The organism is Streptomyces sp. ISL-11, assembly GCF_018614525.1.
Classification (GTDB): domain Bacteria; phylum Actinomycetota; class Actinomycetes; order Streptomycetales; family Streptomycetaceae; genus Streptomyces.
The window spans coordinates 53,062-72,743 of the sequence record NZ_JAGGOL010000013.1; the positions used below are offsets into that span (position 1 = coordinate 53,062).

The window sequence follows — 19,682 nt, forward strand, 5'->3', positions numbered from 1 at the left end:
GGGCTCCTCGTACGGTCTAAAGGCACGCACGAGAGCCCAGGGACACCCCAGGCACAAGGTCAGAGCGTACCTAGCGCATGGGCTGCGGTCAAAACAAATGCACACGCGGAGGACACCCCGATGCGCGACATATGTCGCAGCTGGGCGCCGGTTTCCCAGGCCCACCACGGACGTTCGGCCCGACGGCGGGGATGACGATCACCCTACCGGCCGAACGAGTGAGAGGGACGACACGCCGCAGGGCGGCCACCCCCTGAAAGGGTGACCGCCCTGCGGTTGCGACATGCGCCTTACTGGTTGTACGGACCGTAGTCGTAGTCCTCCAGCGGGACGGCCTGGCCGGAGCCGGTGCCGAACGGCGAGTAGTCGATGTCGTCGTAGCCGACGGCCGAGTACATCGCGGCCTTGGCCTCCTCGGTGGGCTCCACCCGGATGTTGCGGTAGCGGGACAGACCCGTACCGGCCGGGATGAGCTTACCGATGATGACGTTCTCCTTGAGGCCGATCAGGGAGTCCGACTTGGCGTTGATCGCCGCGTCGGTCAGGACCCTGGTCGTCTCCTGGAAGGACGCCGCCGACAGCCACGACTCGGTGGCCAGCGATGCCTTGGTGATACCCATCAGCTGCGGACGGCCGGAGGCGGGGTGACCGCCCTCGGTGACCACACGACGGTTCTCCGACTCGAAGCGCGTGCGCTCCACGAGCTCGCCCGGCAGCAGCTCCGCGTCGCCGGACTCGATGATCGTCACGCGGCGCAGCATCTGCCGGATGATGATCTCGATGTGCTTGTCGTGGATCGACACACCCTGGGAGTTGTAGACCTTCTGGACTTCGCCGACCAGGTGGACCTGGACGGCACGCTGGCCCAGAATGCGCAGCACGTCGTGCGGGTTGGTGGCACCCACGGTGAGCTTCTGGCCCACCTCGACGTGCTCGCCCTCGCCGACCAGGAGACGGGCGCGCTTGGAGATCGGGAACGCCGTCTCCTCGCTGCCGTCGTCCGGGGTGACGACGAGCTTCTTGGTCTTCTCGGTCTCCTCGATGCGGATGCGGCCGGCCGCCTCCGAGATCGGGGCGACACCCTTGGGCGTACGAGCCTCGAAGAGCTCGACGACACGGGGCAGACCCTGGGTGATGTCGTCACCGGCCACACCACCGGTGTGGAAGGTACGCATCGTCAGCTGGGTACCGGGCTCACCGATGGACTGGGCGGCGATGATGCCGACCGCCTCACCGATGTCCACCAGCTTGCCGGTCGCCAGCGAGCGGCCGTAGCAGAAGGCGCAGGTGCCGACCGCGGACTCGCAGGTGAGGACCGAGCGGGTCTTGACCGTCTCGACGCCGTGGGCGACGAGCTGGTCGATGAGCACGTCACCGAGGTCGACGTTGGCCGGCGCGATGACCTTGCCGTCGACGACGACGTCCTCGGCCAGCATGCGGGCGTAGACGCTGGTCTCGACGTCGTCGGCCTTGCGCAGCACGCCGTCGGCACCCTTGGCCGCGATCTGCAGCTTGAGGCCGCGCTCGGTGCCGCAGTCCTCCTCGCGGATGATGACGTCCTGCGAGACGTCCACCAGACGACGGGTGAGGTAACCCGAGTCGGCGGTACGCAGGGCGGTGTCCGCGAGACCCTTACGGGCACCGTGGGTGGAGATGAAGTACTCCAGCACGGACAGACCCTCACGGAACGACGCCTTGATGGGTCGCGGGATGGTCTCGTTCTTCGCGTTCGACACCAGACCACGCATACCGGCGATCTGACGCATCTGCATCATGTTTCCTCGGGCACCCGAGTCAACCATCATGAAGATGGGGTTCGTCTTCGGGAAGTTCGCGTTCATCGCCTCGGCAACCTCGTTGGTCGCCTTGGTCCAGATCGCGATGAGCTCCTGCGTGCGCTCGTCCTTGGTGATCAGACCGCGCTCGTACTGCTTCTGGACCTTCTCGTCCTGCGCCTCGTAACCCTTGACGATCTCCTTCTTCGCCTCGGGAACGACGATGTCGGAGACCGACACGGTGACGCCGGAACGGGTCGCCCAGTGGAAGCCCGCCGCCTTCAGGTTGTCGAGCGTCGCCGCCACGATGACCTTGGGGTAGCGCTCGGCGAGGTCGTTGACGATCTCGGAGAGCTGCTTCTTGCCGACCGAGTAGTCGACGAACGGGTAGTCCTCGGGCAGCAGCTCGTTGAAGAGCGCGCGGCCCAGGGTCGTCCGCAGGCGGAAGGTGTCACCCTGCTGCCACTCCGGCTCGCCCTCTTCGGCGACCGGCGGGGTCCAGCCACGCGGCGGGACGGTGCCGATCGGGAAGCGGATGTCGACCTTCGCCTGGAGCGAGAGCTCCCGGGCGTCGAACGCCATGATCGCCTCGGCGGTGGAGCCGAAGGACCGGCCCTCGCCGATGACCTTGCGCTCGGCCTCGTCCGTGGTGAGGAAGAACAGACCCAGCACCATGTCCTGGGTCGGCATGGTGACGGGACGACCGTCGGCCGGCTTCAGGATGTTGTTCGAGGACAGCATCAGGATGCGGGCCTCGGCCTGCGCCTCCGCGGAGAGCGGCAGGTGGACGGCCATCTGGTCACCGTCGAAGTCCGCGTTGAACGCGGTGCAGACGAGCGGGTGGATCTGGATGGCCTTGCCCTCGACCAGCTGCGGCTCAAAGGCCTGGATGCCGAGGCGGTGCAGCGTGGGCGCACGGTTCAGCAGCACCGGGTGCTCGGCGATGACCTCTTCGAGGACGTCGTACACGACGGTGCGGCCGCGCTCGACCATGCGCTTGGCCGACTTGATGTTCTGCGCGTGGTTCAGGTCGACCAGGCGCTTCATCACGAACGGCTTGAAGAGCTCCAGCGCCATGGCCTTGGGCAGACCGCACTGGTGCAGCTTCAGCTGCGGGCCGACGACGATCACGGAACGCGCGGAGTAGTCCACGCGCTTACCGAGAAGGTTCTGACGGAATCGACCCTGCTTGCCCTTGAGCATGTCGCTCAGGGACTTCAGCGGGCGGTTACCGGGACCGGTGACCGGGCGACCGCGGCGGCCGTTGTCGAACAGCGCGTCGACGGCCTCCTGCAGCATCCGCTTCTCGTTGTTCACGATGATCTCGGGGGCACCGAGGTCAAGGAGACGCTTGAGGCGGTTGTTGCGGTTGATCACACGGCGGTACAGGTCGTTCAGGTCGGAGGTCGCGAAGCGGCCACCGTCCAGCTGCACCATCGGACGCAGGTCCGGCGGGATCACGGGGATGCAGTCCAGCACCATGCCGCTGGGGCTGTTGCGGGTCTGCAGGAAGGCGGAGACGACCTTGAGGCGCTTGAGCGCACGGGTCTTCTTCTGGCCCTTGCCGGTCCGGATGATCTCGCGGAGGCGCTCGGCCTCCTCGTCGAGGTCGAAGGACTCCAGGCGCTTCTGCAGCGCGGCGGCGCCCATCGCACCCATGAAGTAGGTGCCGAAGCGGTCGCGCAGCTCGCGGTAGAGCAGCTCGTCGCCCTCGAGGTCCTGGACCTTGAGGTTCTTGAAGCGGCTCCACACCTCGTCGAGACGGTCGATCTCGCGCTGCGCACGGTCGCGCAGCTGCTTCATCTCACGCTCGGCGCCCTCGCGCACCTTGCGGCGCACGTCGGCCTTGGCACCCTCGGCCTCCAGCTCGGCCAGGTCGGCCTCGAGCTTCTTGGCGCGGGCCTCCAGGTCGGCGTCGCGGCGCTGCTCGATCTGCTGACGCTCGACGGAGACGTGCGCCTCCAGCGAGGGCAGGTCGCGCGTGCGGCGCTCCTCGTCCACCCACGTGATCATGTAGGCGGCGAAGTAGATGACCTTCTCGAGGTCCTTCGGGGCGAGGTCGAGCAGGTAGCCCAGCCGCGACGGAACGCCCTTGAAGTACCAGATGTGGGTGACGGGAGCGGCAAGCTCGATGTGGCCCATCCGCTCACGGCGCACCTTGGCGCGCGTGACCTCGACGCCACAGCGCTCACAGATGATGCCCTTGAAGCGGACACGCTTGTACTTGCCGCAGTAGCACTCCCAGTCCCGGGTCGGACCGAAGATCTTCTCGCAGAAGAGTCCGTCCTTTTCGGGCTTCAGGGTGCGGTAGTTGATGGTCTCCGGCTTCTTGACCTCGCCGTGGGACCAGGTTCGGATGTCGTCCGCGGTCGCCAGGCCGATCCGCAGCTCGTCGAAGAAGTTGACGTCGAGCACTGTTCGTCAATCCCTCTTTCAGGGTCGTGTCTTCATCATGGTCTGGGGGTCCCGGGGAGGCCGGGGCTCTGCTAGAGAGCCCCGGCCAGACCCGTCAGACCTCTTCGACGCTGCTCGGCTCGCGCCGGGACAGGTCGATACCGAGCTCTTCCGCAGCGCGGAAGACGTCCTCGTCCGTGTCGCGCATCTCGATGGACATGCCGTCCGAGGACAGCACCTCCACGTTGAGGCACAGGGACTGCATTTCCTTGATGAGCACCTTGAAGGACTCGGGAATGCCGGGCTCGGGGATGTTCTCGCCCTTGACGATCGCCTCGTAGACCTTCACGCGGCCGGTCACGTCGTCGGACTTGATGGTCAGCAGCTCCTGGAGGGCGTACGCGGCGCCGTATGCCTCCAGCGCCCACACCTCCATCTCACCGAAGCGCTGGCCACCGAACTGAGCCTTACCACCCAGCGGCTGCTGGGTGATCATCGAGTACGGGCCGGTCGAACGCGCGTGCAGCTTGTCGTCGACCAGGTGGTGCAGCTTGAGGATGTACATGTACCCGACCGAGATCGGGTCCGGGAACGGCTCGCCGGAGCGGCCGTCGAACATCCGGGCCTTGCCCGAGGGCAGGACCAGCCGGTCACCGTCGCGGTTGGGGATCGTCGACTCGAAGAGACCGGCGATCTCGTCCTCGCGGGCGCCGTCGAAGACCGGGGTCGCGACGTTGGTGCCGGCGGCGACCTCGTCGGCGCCGATCGCCTTCAGACGCTTCATCCAGTCCTCGTCGCCCTCGACCTTCCAGCCGCGGCTGGCGAGCCAGCCGAGGTGGATCTCGAGGACCTGTCCCGGGTTCATTCGGGACGGGACGCCGAGCGGGTTGAGGATGATGTCGACCGGGGTGCCGTCCTCGAGGAACGGCATGTCCTCGACCGGAAGGATCTTGGAGATGACACCCTTGTTGCCGTGACGGCCGGCGAGCTTGTCACCGTCGGTGATCTTGCGCTTCTGCGCGACGTAGACGCGGACCAGCTGGTTCACGCCCGGCGGCAGCTCGTCGCCCTCTTCGCGGTCGAAGACGCGGACGCCGATGACCTTGCCGATCTCACCGTGCGGCACCTTCAGCGAGGTGTCACGGACCTCACGGGCCTTCTCGCCGAAGATCGCGCGGAGCAGGCGCTCCTCCGGGGTCAGCTCGGTCTCACCCTTGGGCGTGACCTTGCCGACCAGGATGTCGCCGGCGACGACCTCGGCACCGATGCGGATGATGCCGCGCTCGTCGAGGTCGGCGAGGACCTCCTCGGAGACGTTCGGGATGTCCCGGGTGATCTCCTCCGGGCCGAGCTTGGTGTCACGGGCGTCGACCTCGTGCTCCTCGATGTGGATCGAGGAGAGGACGTCGTCCTGCACGAGGCGCTGCGACAGGATGATCGCGTCCTCGTAGTTGTGACCCTCCCACGGCATGAACGCCACGAGCAGGTTCTTGCCCAGCGCCATCTCGCCCTCGTCCGTGGACGGGCCGTCGGCGAGCACCTGGCCGGTGCTCACGCGGGAGCCCTCGTCCACGACGACCTTCTGGTTGAAGGACGTGCCCTGGTTCGAGCGGGAGAACTTCGCGACGCGGTACGTGTTGTACGTGCCGTCGTCGTTGGCGACCGTGACGTAGTCCGCGGAGACCTCCTGGACCACACCGTCCTTCTCGGCCTTGATGACGTCGCCGGCGTCGACCGCGCAGCGGTACTCCATGCCGGTGCCGACCAGCGGGGCCTCCGCCTTGATCAGCGGAACGGCCTGGCGCATCATGTTCGATCCCATGAGCGCGCGGTTGGCGTCGTCGTGCTCGAGGAAGGGGATCATCGCGGTCGCGACCGACACCATCTGGCGCGGGGAGACGTCCATGTAGTCGACGTCGTCGCCGGCGATGTAGTCGATCTCGCCGCCACGGCGGCGGACCAGCACGCGGGACTCGGCGTAACGCATGTCCTCGGTGAGGGGGGCGTTCGCCTGCGCGATGACGAAGCGGTCTTCCTCGTCGGCAGTCAGGTAGTCGACGTCGTCGGTGACGACGCCGCCCACGACCTTGCGGTACGGGGTCTCGACGAAGCCGAACGCGTTGACGCGGCCGTAGGAGGCGAGCGAGCCGATCAGACCGATGTTCGGGCCTTCGGGCGTCTCGATCGGGCACATGCGGCCGTAGTGCGACGGGTGAACGTCACGGACCTCGAAGCCGGCCCGCTCACGGGAGAGACCACCCGGGCCCAGCGCCGAGAGACGACGCTTGTGGGTCAGACCCGACAGCGGGTTGGTCTGGTCCATGAACTGGGACAGCTGGCTGGTGCCGAAGAACTCCTTGATGGAGGCGACGACCGGCCGGATGTTGATCAGGGTCTGCGGCGTGATCGCCTCGACGTCCTGGGTGGTCATCCGCTCGCGGACGACGCGCTCCATACGAGCCAGACCCGTGCGGACCTGGTTCTGGATGAGCTCGCCGACGTTGCGCAGGCGACGGTTGCCGAAGTGGTCGATGTCGTCGGTCTCGACGACGATCGACGTGCCGTTCTCGCCGACCGTCTCCTGCTCACCGGCGTGCAGCTTGACCAGGTACTTGATCGTCGCGATGACGTCGTCCACGGTCAGCACACCGGCGTCGAGGGGGGCCTCCGCGCCGAGCTTCTTGTTCACCTTGTAGCGGCCGACCTTGGCGAGGTCGTAGCGCTTGGGGTTGAAGTAGAGGTTCTCGAGCAGCGTCTGCGCGGCCTCGCGGGTCGGCGGCTCGCCCGGACGCAGCTTGCGGTAGATGTCGAGCAGCGCGTCGTCCTGGCCCTGGGTGTGGTCCTTCTCCAGGGTGGCGCGCATGGACTCGTACTCGCCGAACTCCTCGAGGATCTGCTCGGTCGTCCAACCGAGAGCCTTGAGCAGGACGGTCACGGACTGCTTGCGCTTGCGGTCGATGCGGACACCGACCATGTCGCGCTTGTCGACCTCCATCTCCAGCCAGGCACCCCGGGACGGGATGATCTTGGCCGTGAAGATGTCCTTGTCGGACGTCTTGTCGATGTTGGAGTCGAAGTAGACACCGGGCGAGCGGACCAGCTGCGAGACGACGACACGCTCGGTGCCGTTGATGCAGAAGGTGCCCTTGTTGGTCATGAGCGGGAAGTCGCCCATGAAGACCGTCTGAGACTTGATCTCGCCGGTCTCGTTGTTGGTGAACTCAGCCGTGACGAAGAGCGGGGCCGCGTACGTGAAGTCGCGCTCCTTGCACTCGTCGATGGAGTTCTTCGGCGGCTCGAAACGGTGGTCGCGGAAGGTCAGCGACATCGACCCGGAGAAGTCCTCGATCGGGGAGATCTCTTCGAAGATCTCCTCCAGACCGGACTTCGTGGGGACGTCCTGACCACTGTCCAGCGCAGCCTCGACGCGAGCCTTCCAGGCGGCGTTTCCGAGCAGCCAGTCGAAGCTCTCGGTCTGCAGCGCAAGGAGGTTCGGAACCTCGAGGGGCTCCTTGATCTTCGCAAAAGAGATGCGCAGCGGGGCGGTGCTGGCGCCGTTGTTCGTATTGGCAGTCGAGGCGTTGCGCGAGGCGGCCAAGAGGGGGTCCTTCCGAGGGCTCGGACTCACTACGCGCGTACCGGCCCCACTCCGTGCATACGAGAGAAATCCCAGGTCAGCGGGTTTCCATCAGCAGTGCTCGACAGTGGGCATGCCCCTGGTGACGGGCAGGGAGCAGCTAACAGGCAGCGCAAAGGGTCAGTGTAGCCACTTGGCCCACTGATGTCCAGAGCGGATGTCCGGAGACCGGTGCGATACCAATCTCTCCCTCCGGGATCCTGTTGTTCCTCATTGCCTGGAGCAAGGCTTCCCTCTTCGCCTTCGATCCATGCCTCGGCCCGAGGATCGATGTGGCGACGCGTCCTGAGAATTGCGCGCGGCGTGCCGTTCGTCAAGGCCCCTCGGCCTCCGGACGCCTCCCGTGGCGCCCATGCGACTGTCGTCCCGACAGGCAACGATGATCACCATACTCGTCCCTGACCCCAGGGCAACCAGCCGTCACGGGAACGCCCAAGGGCGACCACCCGCATGGGTGATCGCCCTTGGAACGTACTACAGAGAGTCAGCAGACTCCGAAGGTCACTTGACCTCGACGGAGGCGCCGGCGCCCTTGAGGGCCTCGGCGGCCTTCTCCGCGGCGTCCTTCGCGACCTTCTCGAGGACGGGCTTCGGAGTGCCGTCGACGAGGTCCTTGGCCTCCTTCAGACCCAGGGAGGTCAGCTCGCGCACGACCTTGATGACCTGGATCTTCTTGTCGCCCGCGGCGGTGAGGATGACGTCGAACTCGTCCTGCTCCTCGACGGCCTCGTCGGCGGCAGCGGCGCCACCGGCGGCGGCAACGGCGACCGGAGCGGCAGCGGTGACGTCGAACTTCTCCTCGAACGCCTTCACGAACGCGGCGAGGTCGATGAGGGTCATGTCCTCGAACTGAGCAAGCAGCTCGTCCTGGGTGAGCTTCGCCATGATGGCGGTCCTTCCACTAATTCGGCAGGTGCCGGATGTACATTTCGGCGGGCGTACTACGGGCCCGCTGCGACCGTGACGGACGCGAGGTCACACGCTTGCGCGTGATTACTCGGCGGCCTCGGCCTCGACGGGAGCCGGCGTACCGGCACCGCCCTGCTCGACCTTGCTGCGAAGCGCCTCCGCGGTGCGGACGAACTTCGACGGGAGCGCCTGGAAGAGCGCGGCAGTCTGGGACTGCTTGCCCTTCATGGCGCCCGCCAGCTTGGCGAGCAGAACCTCGCGGGACTCGAGGTCCGCAAGCTTCTTGATCTCATCGGCGGACAGCGCCTTGCCATCAAGGACACCGCCCTTGATGATCAGGTTCGGGTTCTCCTTGGCGAAGTCGCGCAGACCCTTCGCCGACTCCACCGGGTCACCGGTGATGAAGGCAACAGCCGTCGGACCAGTGAAGTGGTCGTCCAGCGTGGTGATCCCGGCCTCGTTGGCCGCAATCTTGGTCAGCGTGTTCTTCACCACGGCGTACTGGGCGTTCTCACCGAGAGAACGGCGCAGCTCCCTGAGCTGTGCCACGGTGATACCGCGGTACTCGGTCAGCACGGCGGCGTTCGAGCTGCGGAACTTGTCCGTCAGCTCGGCAACCGCGGCAGACTTGTCGGGCCTCGCCATGAGCCTCGGCCTCCTTCCGGGTGATTCGGACCGCTACGTGAAGGGACCTGGGCAAAACGAAACGCCCCGGCGCGGGCGCTCGGGGCGTGTACTCCACCGCTCGGACCAGAAGTCCTCACGGGAGTTCAACCACAAATCACCTGCGCAGGTCGCCCGCAGCTAGCGGATCCTTCGGCCACCACACCTTCTTGCGAAGGCACAGCAACGACCAGCGGTCTTTGGCTTCGGCATCAAGGTACGGGAAGGGTGCGCCGATACGCAAATCGCCTCCGCGGCCCTGGTCGGAGGGGTTGCGGGGCTCGGGGGACGCGGGGGTTCGTACGGTCGCGGGGCTCGGAGGCCCGCGGGAGCCACAGGGGCGCGTGGGGCGCCAGGGGGCACTGGGGGTCGTATGTGCCGCTGAGCGGCCGCGGCAGGCCCGTCCGGGGCCATTCCCGCCCGCGGGGCGCCGTCCGCCGCGTGAGGGGCCGTGGAGGGCCCCGGATACGCGAAAGGCCGGGCCCCGCACCCTCGGGAGGATGCGGGGCCCGGCCCGTAACGATCGCTCGCTACGAGACGCCGATCAGGGAGATCAGACGGTCTCGTCCTCCACCAGGAGGTTGCGGGTGCGGTTGGAGTCCAGCGGGATGCTGGGGCCCATCGTCGTGGTCATGGTCGCCTTCTTGATGTAGCGACCCTTCGCGGCGGACGGCTTCAGACGCGTGATCTCGTCCAGCGCCGCGGCGTAGTTCTCGACCAGCTTGGCCTCGTCGAACGAGACCTTGCCGATGATGAAGTGCAGGTTCGAGTGCTTGTCGACGCGGAACTCGATCTTGCCGCCCTTGATGTCCGTGACAGCCTTCGCCACGTCCGGGGTGACCGTACCGGTCTTCGGGTTCGGCATCAGACCACGCGGACCGAGCACGCGGCCGAGGCGGCCGACCTTGCCCATGAGGTCCGGGGTGGCGACGACGGCGTCGAAGTCCAGACGGCCCTTCGCAACCTCGTCGATCAGTTCGTCGGAGCCGACGATGTCGGCGCCGGCGGCTTCCGCGGCCGCAGCACGGTCACCGGTCGCGAAGACCAGGACCCGGGCGGTCTTACCGGTGCCGTGCGGGAGGTTCACGGTGCCACGGACCATCTGGTCGGCCTTGCGCGGGTCGACACCCAGACGCATGGCAACCTCGACGGTCGCGTCGAACTTGGTGGCGGAGGTGTCCTTCGCGAGACGGACGGCCTCGAGGGGGGCGTACAGGCGCTCCGCCTCGACCTTGGCGTCCGCAGCGCGGAGAGTCTTGCTGCGCTTCACTGCTTCTCCTCAGTTTTGGAGTCGTGGTGCGGACCAGCGCTGGTCCTTCCACGGGTGGTACAAGGGGGCTGATCAGCCTTCGACGGTGATGCCCATGGAACGCGCGGTGCCGGAGATGATCTTCTCGGCGGCGTCCAGGTCGTTGGCGTTCAGGTCGGGCATCTTCGTCGTGGCGATGTCGCGCACCTGGTCGCGGGTGATCTTCCCGACCTTCTTGGTGTGCGGCTCGCCGGAGCCCTTGGCCACGCCCGCGGCCTTGAGGATCAGCTTCGCGGCCGGCGGGGTCTTGGTGATGAAGGTGAAGGAACGGTCTTCGTAGACCGTGATCTCCACCGGCACGACCATGCCACGCTGCGACTCGGTCGCGGCGTTGTAGGCCTTGCAGAACTCCATGATGTTGACGCCGTGCTGGCCCAGCGCGGGGCCGACCGGCGGGGCCGGGTTCGCGGCACCGGCGTTGATCTGGAGCTTGATGAGCCCCGTGATCTTCTTCTTCTTGGGAGGCATTGCTCTCTCCGGGTCCTAGTGAGAGTTTTTTGCCTGCGCACAGTGCGCGCAGGCATACCGCACCACGATAACGGGTAACATGCTGCGGCCAAAAACCGAGCAGGTCAGACCGGCTGCGAGCAGCCTGTCTGACCTGTTCGGAGGCGTGTTGTCCGGAAGAGACTAGTTCTTCTGGATCTGGTCGAAGCTGAGCTCGACCGGGGTCTCGCGGCCGAAGATCTCGACGAGGCCCTTGACCTTCTTCGAGTCGGCGTTGATCTCGTTGATCGTGGCCTGCAGCGTCGCGAACGGGCCGTCCGTGACGGTGACCGAGTCGCCCACCTCGAAGTCCAGCACCTGGACCTCGATCTTGCGGGACGGAGCCGGCTTGCCCTCGGCCTCGGCGGCCTCGCGGGCGGCCTTCTCCTCGGCCTCCGGGGCGAGCATCTTGACGATCTCGTCCAGGGTCAGCGGGTACGGGTCGTAGGCGTTGCCCACGAAGCCGGTGACGCCCGGGGTGTTGCGGACGACGCCCCAGGACTCGTTCGTCAGGTCCATGCGCACCAGCACGTAGCCGGGGAGCTTGTTCTGGCGGACGGTCTTGCGCTCGCCGTTCTTGATCTGCGCGACCTCTTCCTGCGGCACCTCGGCCTGGAAGATGAAGTCCTCGACGTTCAGCGAGACGGCGCGCTGTTCGAGGTTGGTCTTCACGCGGTTCTCGTAACCCGCGTAGGTGTGGATGACGTACCACTCGCCGGGCAGGCCGCGCAGCTCGTCGCGGAGCGCGGCGACCGGGTCGACCGGGGCCTGCTCCTCGGCGGGCTCCTCGTCGGCGGACTCCTCGTCGGCCTCGACCGCGGCGGCGGCCTCGGACTCGGCGTCGCCCTCGATGTGGACGGCGGCCTCCTCGGCCGGCTCGCCCGCGGCGGACTCCTCGGCGTCGAGCTCGTCGGCGCCGTCGGCGTTCTCGACGATCTCCTGCGCGGTGTCGTCGCCCTCGACCTCGGCCGAGACAGCCGCGTCCACGTCGGCCTCTGCGGCCGCGACAGGCTCTGCGGCGTCGTTCAGGTTCGGGTCAGACACGTGGCTGCTTCTTCCTGGCTTCAAGGGGTGGAACGTGCGAAGGGGCGGCTCTCCGAAAAGCAGCCGCCCTACGCGCGGGTTCAGCCGAAGACGTACTTGACGGCGTTGGAGAACCCATAGTCAATCACGGTGACCAGGCCAATGACGATGACGACAAAGACGATCACCACGGTGGTGTATGTCGACAGCTGGCCTCGACTGGGCCAGACAACCTTACGGAGTTCGGCGACGATCTGGCGGTAGAAGAGCGCGAGGCGGCCGAAGGGGCCCTTCTTCCCGCGCTTCCCGCCACGGCGGCCCTTCCTGGCGGCCACCTCGTCCTCGGGACGACCGCTCTCAGGCGTCGCGGTGGAGCCAAGGGCTTCCGTCACTACGTCCTCACCTGAATCCGGGTCGTGAGCCGTGCCGCGCCCGGTTGAGCCGCACGGCGGTGCATTTCAGTACGTACGCATGCACGCACCCTGGTGACGATGCGTGTAGCAGGGCCGAAGGGACTTGAACCCCCAACCGCTGGTTTTGGAGACCAGTGCTCTACCAATTGAGCTACGACCCTTTGTGGTTCCCTCAACGTACCGCATCCGGCCGTACGCACGGTGTGCGCCTGACCGGATCGCCTGTAAGGGGCCAACGACGGATGAGTGTACGTGTTTCGGCGCCTGTCGTCGAACAGCTCCGCCCGGGGGCGCCGTGACGCCGCCTCCGGCCCACCCGTGACCGGACCGCCGCTGAACTCGTGTCCCCCCTTCGACGCACGTCTGCGACGATGCCTCTATGACCGCTGCGACTCCCTCCCAGCCCCCTGTTCAGTCCCCCACCGAGCGCCGGGTCTCCGCCCGCATCGGGTCGATCTCCGAGTCGGCGACGCTCGCCGTGGACGCCAAGGCCAAGGCGCTCAAGGCCGCCGGCCGCCCGGTGATCGGCTTCGGTGCCGGCGAGCCCGACTTCCCCACCCCCGGCTACATCGTCGACGCCGCGGTGGAGGCGTGCCGCGACCCGAAGAACCACCGCTACACGCCGGCCGGCGGACTGCCCGAGCTGAAGGCCGCCATCGCCGCGAAGACGCTGCGCGACTCCGGCTACCAGGTCGAGGCCTCCCAGGTGCTGGTCACCAACGGCGGCAAGCAGGCCATCTACGAGGCGTTCGCCGCGATCCTCGACCCGACCGACGAGGTCATCGTCCCGGCGCCGTACTGGACCACCTACCCCGAGTCGATCCGCCTCGCGGGCGGCGTCCCGGTGGAGGTCGTCGCCGACGAGACCACCGGCTACCGGGTCTCGGTCGAGCAGCTGGAGGCCGCCCGTACCGAGCGCACCAAGGTCCTGCTGTTCGTCTCCCCCTCGAACCCCACCGGCGCCGTCTACACCCGCGCCCAGGTCGAGGAGATCGGCCGCTGGGCCGCCGAGCACGGCCTGTGGGTGCTGACCGACGAGATCTACGAGCACCTGGTCTACGGCGACGCGGAGTTCTCCTCCCTGCCGGTGGTCGTGCCGGAGCTGCGCGACAAGTGCATCGTGGTCAACGGTGTCGCCAAGACGTACGCGATGACGGGCTGGCGCGTGGGCTGGGTCATCGCCCCCCAGGACGTGATCAAGGCCGCGACCAACCTCCAGTCGCACGCCACGTCCAACGTGTCCAACGTCGCACAGCGGGCCGCGCTGGCCGCCGTCTCCGGTGACCTGGAGGCCGTCGCGGAGATGCGGGTGGCCTTCGACCGGCGCCGGCAGACCATCGTGCGGATGCTGAACGAGATCGACGGCGTCCTCTGCCCGGAGCCGGAGGGCGCGTTCTACGCCTACCCGTCCGTGAAGGCGCTGCTCGGCAAGGAGATCCGCGGCAAGCGGCCCGCCACCTCCGTGGAGCTCGCCGCGCTCATCCTCGAAGAGGTCGAGGTCGCGGTCGTCCCCGGTGAGGCGTTCGGCACGCCGGGCTACCTGCGGCTGTCCTACGCGCTGGGCGACGAGGACCTCGTCGAGGGCGTCTCCCGGATCCAGAAGCTGCTGGCGGAGGCGAAGGCGTAACGCCTGCCGCTGTGCTGCGCACATACGGGCCTCCGGCTGCTGCCGGGGGCCCGTACGCGTTTTCGGTGCGGTGCCCGCCGGGTGCCGTTCGGGGAAAGTCCCTTCCGGTTGTGATGCCCGTACGGCAAGATCCTGGGATGGAGAGTGTTCGCAACGTCCGACTGCTGCCCAAGGCCCATCTGCACCTGCACTTCACCGGTTCGATGCGGCCCTCGACCCTGATCGAGCTGGCCGACAAGTACGGGGTGCACCTCCCCGAGGCCCTCAGCGGCGGCGAACCCCCGCGGCTGCGCGCCACGGACGAGCGCGGCTGGTTCCGCTTCCAGCGGCTGTACGACATCGCGCGCTCGTGCCTGCGCTCTCCGGAGGACATCCAGCGGCTGGTGCGCGAGGCCGCCGAGGAGGACGTCCGGGACGGTTCCGGGTGGCTGGAGATCCAGGTCGACCCCACCTCGTACGCGCCCCGGCTCGGCGGGCTGATCCCCGCGCTGGAGATCATCCTGGACGCGGTGGAGAGCGCGTCGCGGGAGACCGGGCTGGGGATGCGGGTGCTCGTCGCCGCCAACCGCATGAAGCACCCGCTCGACGCGCGCACCCTGGCCCGGCTCGCGGTGCGCTACGCCGACCGGGGCGTGGTCGGCTTCGGCCTCTCCAACGACGAGCGGCGCGGCCTGGCCCGGGACTTCGACCGCGCCTTCGAGATCGCCCGCGAGGGCGGCCTGCTGGCCGCGCCGCACGGCGGCGAGCTGGCGGGCCCCAGCAGCGTCCGTGACTGCCTCGACGACCTGCACGCCGGCCGTGTGGGGCACGGCGTGCGCGCCGCCGAGGACCCCCGCCTGCTGCGCAAGCTCGCCGAGCGCGGGGTGACGTGCGAGGTCTGCCCGTCGTCGAACGTGGCCCTGGGCGTCTACGAGAAGCCGGGGGACGTCCCGCTGCGCACCCTGTACGAGGCCGGCGTGCCGATGGCGCTGGGCGCGGACGACCCCCTGCTGTTCGGCTCCCGGCTCGCGGCCCAGTACGAGCTGGCCCGCGAGCACCACGGCTTCACGGACACGGAGCTGGCGGAGCTGGCGAGGCAGTCGGTACGGGGATCGGCGGCGCCGACGGACATCCGCGAGAAGCTGCTGACGGGGATCGAGGGGTGGCTGGGCGGCACCCCATCCAGCCCGTCTGGGGGCACCTCCCAGCGTTAGCTGGGGGAGTTTGAGGACACCGGGGCCCGGGGCGGAGCCCCGGTTCGGGAAGGGGCGGGCCGGGGAAAAGGAACCGCCCGGCCACGCCTAGAGGCTGACCCCGACCGTCACCGGCTCGTTCACCAGCGTCACCCCGAACGCCTCGCGAACACCGTCCCGTACCTCCCTGGCGAGCGCCAGCAGGTCCTCCGTCGTCGCCGCACCACGATTCGTCAGCGCCAGCGTGTGCTTCGTGGAGATCCGGGCCGGCCCCGCCCCGTACCCCTTCGTGAAGCCACCCTTGTCGATCAGCCACGCCGCCGACAGCTTGACCAGCCCCTCCCCCGCCGGGAACGCCGGCGGGGCGACCTCCGGGCCGAGCCGCTCGGCCGCGCGGGCGAGGAACGCCGCGTGCTCGGCCTCGGTGATGATCGGGTTGGTGAAGAAGGATCCGGCGGACCAGGTGTCGTGGTCCTCGGCGTCGAGCACCATGCCCTTGCCGGCGCGCAGCTTGAGCACGGTCTCGCGGGCCGTGGCGGCCGGTACCCGCTCCCCGGGGCCGACGCCGAGGGTGCGGGCCGTCTCGGGGTACTTCAGCGGCGCGGAGAGCCCGCCCGCGTCCTCCAGCCGGAAGCGGACCCGGAGGACGACGTAGCGCGTGGGGTCCTCCTTGAAGCGGCTGTGCCGGTAGGAGAAGGCGCAGTCGGCGTTGGGGAGGGTGACGACCTCGTCGGCCCGGCGGTCGTAGGCGACGACCTCCGTGATGGTGGAGGAGACCTCCTGGCCGTACGCGCCGACGTTCTGGATCGGCGTGGCACCGGCGGAGCCGGGGATGCCGGCGAGGCACTCGACGCCGGCGAGGCCGGCCTCGACGGTGCGGGCGACGGCCTCGGACCAGTTCTCACCGGCGGCGAGCTCCAGGCGGGTGCCGTCGAGGTCGAAGCCGCTGGTGGCGATGCGCAGGGCGGTTCCGTCGAAGCCCTTGTCGGCGATGACGAGGTTGCTGCCGCCGCCGATGATCAGCAGCGGGGTGCCGGTCGCGTCGGCGTCGCGGACGGCCGTGACCACCTCGTCGTCGGTGGTGGCCGTGACCAGGCGGGTCGCCGGACCGCCGAGGCGGAAGGTGGTCAGGGGGGCGAGGGGGGCGTCGTGGAGTTCCTGCACGGGCACAAGCGTACGGGGGCGCTGCCGCCGGGCCGGGAGCCGGGCGCCGGGGCCTCCGCCGCGGGTGAGGAGCGCCACGGCTGGGGCGCACTGTCCATGAGTAAGGGGCGTCGCCCATTGGCAGCGCCCCTTACTCATGGCACCGTGCGGTGCTCGTCACACCGTTCAGGCGAGCCGGACCACCGCGCGGGACATGCCCAGGACCTTCTGGCCCGCGCTCTTGACCAGCAGGTCGACGCGGACCGTGCGGGCCTCGTCGTCCTTCGCGCCGATCTTGCCGCCGACCTCGATGACCGCGCCCTCGTCGTCGTTCGGGACGATGACCGGCTTCGTGAAGCGGACGCCGTACTCGACCACCGCGCCCGGGTCGCCGACCCAGTCCGTCACCACGCGGGCCGCCTCGGCCATGGTGAACATGCCGTGCGCGATGACGTCCGGCAGCCCGACCTCCTTGGCGAACTTCTCGTTCCAGTGGATCGGGTTGAAGTCGCCCGAGGCACCCGCGTACCGCACGAGGTCCGCGCGCGTGACGGGGAAGGACCGCGTCGGCAGCTCCTGGCCGACCTCGACGTCGTCGTAGGAAATACGGGCAGCCATCACGCCTCCTCGGCCGCGCGGGCCACCAGCATCGTGTGCGCGGTCACGACGTGCTCGCCGTTCTCGTCGTGGACGTCGCCGCGGACCGAGATCACGTCATTGCCCGCCATGGACTTGACCGACTCGATCGTGGAAGTGACCGACAGCCGGTCGCCCGCACGGACGGGGCGGGTGTAGGCGAACTTCTGGTCGCCGTGCACCACCCGGCTGTAGTCCAGCCCCAACTGCGGGTCCTGGACGACCTGACCGGCCGCCCGGAAAGTGATAGCGAACACAAAAGTCGGCGGGGCGATCACATCCGGGTGTCCGAGGGCCTTGGCGGCCGCCGGGTCGGTGTACACCGGATGGGTGTCGCCGATGGCCTCGGCGAATTCGCGGATCTTCTCCCGGCCGACCTCGTACGGGTCGGTGGCCGGATAGGTCCGTCCTACGAAGGACTGGTCGAGCGCCATGGCTCGGCACCTCCTGAGGGGACTGATGAGAACAAGAAGAACAGGTGGGGATACGCCGTGAGGCCGCCCCCCGAAAAGGGGACGGCCTCACGAACGAGCCTGAGTGCTATCGCGTCTCGCGGTGCGCGGTGTGCGACTTGCAGCGGGGGCAGTGCTTCTTCATCTCAAGTCGGTCCGGGTCGTTACGCCGGTTCTTCTTGGTGATGTAGTTCCGCTCCTTGCACTCCACGCAGGCCAGCGTGATCTTCGGGCGGACGTCGGTGGCAGCCACTGGAGTGCTCCTTGACGGAATGGACGGATGAACGCAGACAAGAGTAGCCGACCGGGAGGACCGACCCCACAATCGGCTACTACGTGTAGCGGTGACCGGACTTGAACCGGTGACACAGCGATTATGAGCCGCTTGCTCTACCGACTGAGCTACACCGCTTTGATGCGAGAGAGATCCTCGCCCGAAGGCGAGGAACCTCACACACCAGAGCCCCAATACGGAATCGAACCGTAGACCTTCTCCTTACCATGGAGACGCTCTGCCGACTGAGCTATTGGGGCGAGCGAGGAAGACATTACACGGTTGGCCGCCGAAGGTGAAATCCGTATCCGGCCGCCACCCCCGGGGTCTCTTCCCGGCCCTTCCGCACCACACCAGTACGACTATTCGTCGCTTGCTCGAAGCGGATCCGAACGCGCCCTACGCTCGGAAGACGCTGCGTGATCATGCACGCCCCGGCCCCCGGAGGAGCGCGATGCCCGACAGCCAGCCGCAGCCCCCGAGAGACCCCGGAGGCGACGCCACCCCGCCCGCCGTGCCGCCCGGCGCACTGCCCGGCGACAGTGCCCTGGTGCTGTGCGGGGCCCGGCTCGCCGACGGCCGCACCGTGGACGTACGGCTCAGCGGCGGGCGCATCGAGGCGGTCGGCACGGCCGGCAGCCTCGTGCCCGGTCCGCGCGTCGACCTCAGCGGCTATCTGCTGCTGCCCGCCCCCGCCGAACCCCACGCCCACGGCGACACCGCCCTCACCGCCGACGCCGACGGCCCCGTCCCGTACGCCGTCGAGGACGTCCAGCGCCGCGCGACCGAGGCCGCGCTGCTCCAGCTCAGCCACGGCGCCACCGCGCTGCGCAGCCACGTGCGGATCGGCGACGTCCAGGGCCTGCGCTCGCTGGAAGCCGTGTTCCAGGCCCGGCGAGCGCTGCGCGGCCTCACCGACCTGACCGCCGTCGCCGTGCCCCGGCTGCTGACCGGTATCGCCGGGGCCGACGGGCTGGCGATGCTGCGCGACGCCGTGAAGATGGGCGCCGCCGTGGGCGGCTGCCCCGATCTCGACCCCGATCCGACCGGCTACACCGAGACGGTCCTCGGCCTCGCCGCCGAGCACGGCTGCGCCGTCGACCTGCACACGGACGGTGACGACCCGGCCCGGCTCGCCCGGCTCGCCGCCATGGCCGGGGGGCTGCGCCCGGGGGTGACGCTCGGCCCCTGCGGCGGCCTGTCCCGGCTGCCGTACGAAGCGGCCGCACGGGCCGCCGAGCAGCTCGCGGCCGCGGGGGTGACGGTGGTGTGCCTGCCGCAGGGCGACTGCGGTGCGCTCGAACAGCGCGGAGCGCGTGTCTCGCACTGCGCGCCGGTGCGGCTGCTGCGCGCGGCCGGGGTGCGGGTGACGGCCGGCAGCGGCGCGCTGCGGGACGCCGCCAATCCGGTGGGCCGCGGTGATCCGCTGGAGGCGGCCTTCCTGCTGGCCTCGCGCGGTGAGCTGCGCCCGGCGGAGGCGTACGAGGCGGTGAGCGGGCGGGCGCGGGAGGCGATGGGGCTGGAGCGGGTGCGGGTGGAGGCGGGGTTCCCGGCCGAGCTGCTGGCCGTGCGGGGCGAGCGGATCGAGGGGGTGCTCTCGCTCGCGTACAGCCGTCTGGTGGTGCACCAGGGGCGGGTGGTGGCACGGACGAGCGCGGTGCGGGAGTACTGCGACACGTCGACGGCGACCTCACCGGCGCTGCCCCGCCAGTCGTCGCGCGGCGGCGAGTCGCCGTCCTGAGCCCCCGCTGTGGGATCCGACCGCACGG

At 68.6% G+C, this 19,682-nt stretch carries 15 protein-coding genes and 3 tRNA genes; 3 read left to right on the top strand and 15 right to left on the bottom strand.

Annotated elements, in window-relative coordinates; all coding sequences use genetic code 11:
• Positions 1-290: 290 nt before the first annotated feature.
• The 9 genes from J7E86_RS03030 to J7E86_RS03070 form a co-directional block, all read right to left on the bottom strand.
• Positions 291-4,190, bottom strand: a complete 3,900-nt coding sequence (locus J7E86_RS03030; RefSeq protein ID WP_215079461.1) for a DNA-directed RNA polymerase subunit beta' — start codon at positions 4,188-4,190, stop codon at positions 291-293.
• A 94-nt stretch (positions 4,191-4,284) separates the two neighbouring features.
• Positions 4,285-7,767, bottom strand: a complete 3,483-nt coding sequence (gene rpoB, locus J7E86_RS03035; RefSeq protein ID WP_215079463.1) for a DNA-directed RNA polymerase subunit beta — start codon at positions 7,765-7,767, stop codon at positions 4,285-4,287.
• A 540-nt stretch (positions 7,768-8,307) separates the two neighbouring features.
• On the bottom strand, positions 8,308-8,691 hold the full coding sequence (gene rplL, locus J7E86_RS03040; protein ID WP_215079465.1) for a 50S ribosomal protein L7/L12: 384 nt from the start codon (positions 8,689-8,691) through the stop codon (positions 8,308-8,310).
• Between the two features lie 108 nt (positions 8,692-8,799).
• A complete protein-coding gene (rplJ, locus tag J7E86_RS03045) occupies positions 8,800-9,360 on the bottom strand; it encodes a 50S ribosomal protein L10 (RefSeq protein WP_215079467.1) in 561 nt (186 codons plus the stop codon).
• A gap of 571 nt (positions 9,361-9,931) precedes the next feature.
• Entirely contained in the window at positions 9,932-10,648 is a 717-nt protein-coding gene (rplA, locus tag J7E86_RS03050) for a 50S ribosomal protein L1 (RefSeq protein ID WP_215079469.1), read from the bottom strand.
• Positions 10,649-10,720: 72 nt separating this feature from the next.
• Positions 10,721-11,155: a 50S ribosomal protein L11 gene (rplK, locus tag J7E86_RS03055; RefSeq protein ID WP_215079471.1), complete on the bottom strand. Its 435-nt coding sequence runs from the start codon at positions 11,153-11,155 to the stop codon at positions 10,721-10,723.
• Positions 11,156-11,317: 162 nt separating this feature from the next.
• Positions 11,318-12,217 carry a transcription termination/antitermination protein NusG gene (nusG, locus tag J7E86_RS03060; RefSeq protein WP_215079473.1) on the bottom strand — a complete coding sequence of 300 codons (900 nt, stop codon included), beginning with the start codon at positions 12,215-12,217 and terminating at the stop codon, positions 11,318-11,320.
• 80 nt (positions 12,218-12,297) lie between these two features.
• Positions 12,298-12,588 carry a preprotein translocase subunit SecE gene (gene secE, locus J7E86_RS03065; RefSeq protein ID WP_215079479.1) on the bottom strand — a complete coding sequence of 97 codons (291 nt, stop codon included), beginning with the start codon at positions 12,586-12,588 and terminating at the stop codon, positions 12,298-12,300.
• A 109-nt stretch (positions 12,589-12,697) separates the two neighbouring features.
• Positions 12,698-12,770: transfer RNA gene (locus J7E86_RS03070), tRNA-Trp, on the bottom strand.
• Between the two features lie 218 nt (positions 12,771-12,988).
• Between J7E86_RS03070 and J7E86_RS03075 the strand changes: the two genes are divergently transcribed.
• Both J7E86_RS03075 and J7E86_RS03080 read left to right on the top strand, forming a co-directional pair.
• A complete protein-coding gene (locus J7E86_RS03075; protein ID WP_215079481.1) occupies positions 12,989-14,236 on the top strand; it encodes a pyridoxal phosphate-dependent aminotransferase in 1,248 nt (415 codons plus the stop codon).
• A 137-nt stretch (positions 14,237-14,373) separates the two neighbouring features.
• A complete protein-coding gene (locus J7E86_RS03080) occupies positions 14,374-15,429 on the top strand; it encodes an adenosine deaminase (protein WP_215079483.1) in 1,056 nt (351 codons plus the stop codon).
• An 87-nt stretch (positions 15,430-15,516) separates the two neighbouring features.
• On the opposite strand, the gene J7E86_RS03085 is transcribed toward J7E86_RS03080, so the two are convergent.
• From J7E86_RS03085 to J7E86_RS03110, 6 genes are all read right to left on the bottom strand, one after another.
• On the bottom strand, positions 15,517-16,578 hold the full coding sequence (locus J7E86_RS03085) for a UDP-N-acetylmuramate dehydrogenase (RefSeq protein ID WP_308312446.1): 1,062 nt from the start codon (positions 16,576-16,578) through the stop codon (positions 15,517-15,519).
• Between the two features lie 159 nt (positions 16,579-16,737).
• The gene (locus J7E86_RS03090) at positions 16,738-17,169 is read right to left on the bottom strand and encodes a MaoC family dehydratase (RefSeq protein ID WP_215079487.1); all 432 of its coding nucleotides are present in this window, start codon (positions 17,167-17,169) and stop codon (positions 16,738-16,740) included.
• Positions 17,169-17,621, bottom strand: coding sequence for a MaoC family dehydratase N-terminal domain-containing protein (locus J7E86_RS03095; protein WP_215079488.1), 453 nt, complete (start codon positions 17,619-17,621; stop codon positions 17,169-17,171). The genes J7E86_RS03090 and J7E86_RS03095 overlap by 1 nt, the downstream gene beginning before the upstream one ends.
• A gap of 106 nt (positions 17,622-17,727) precedes the next feature.
• Positions 17,728-17,892: a 50S ribosomal protein L33 gene (gene rpmG / locus J7E86_RS03100; protein ID WP_030986111.1), complete on the bottom strand. Its 165-nt coding sequence runs from the start codon at positions 17,890-17,892 to the stop codon at positions 17,728-17,730.
• 86 nt (positions 17,893-17,978) lie between these two features.
• Positions 17,979-18,051, bottom strand: a tRNA-Met gene (locus J7E86_RS03105).
• Between the two features lie 49 nt (positions 18,052-18,100).
• Positions 18,101-18,173: transfer RNA gene (locus tag J7E86_RS03110), tRNA-Thr, on the bottom strand.
• A 194-nt stretch (positions 18,174-18,367) separates the two neighbouring features.
• Between J7E86_RS03110 and J7E86_RS03115 the strand changes: the two genes are divergently transcribed.
• Positions 18,368-19,654, top strand: a complete 1,287-nt coding sequence (locus J7E86_RS03115) for an amidohydrolase family protein (RefSeq protein ID WP_215079490.1) — start codon at positions 18,368-18,370, stop codon at positions 19,652-19,654.
• The last annotated feature ends 28 nt before the right edge of the window (positions 19,655-19,682 follow it).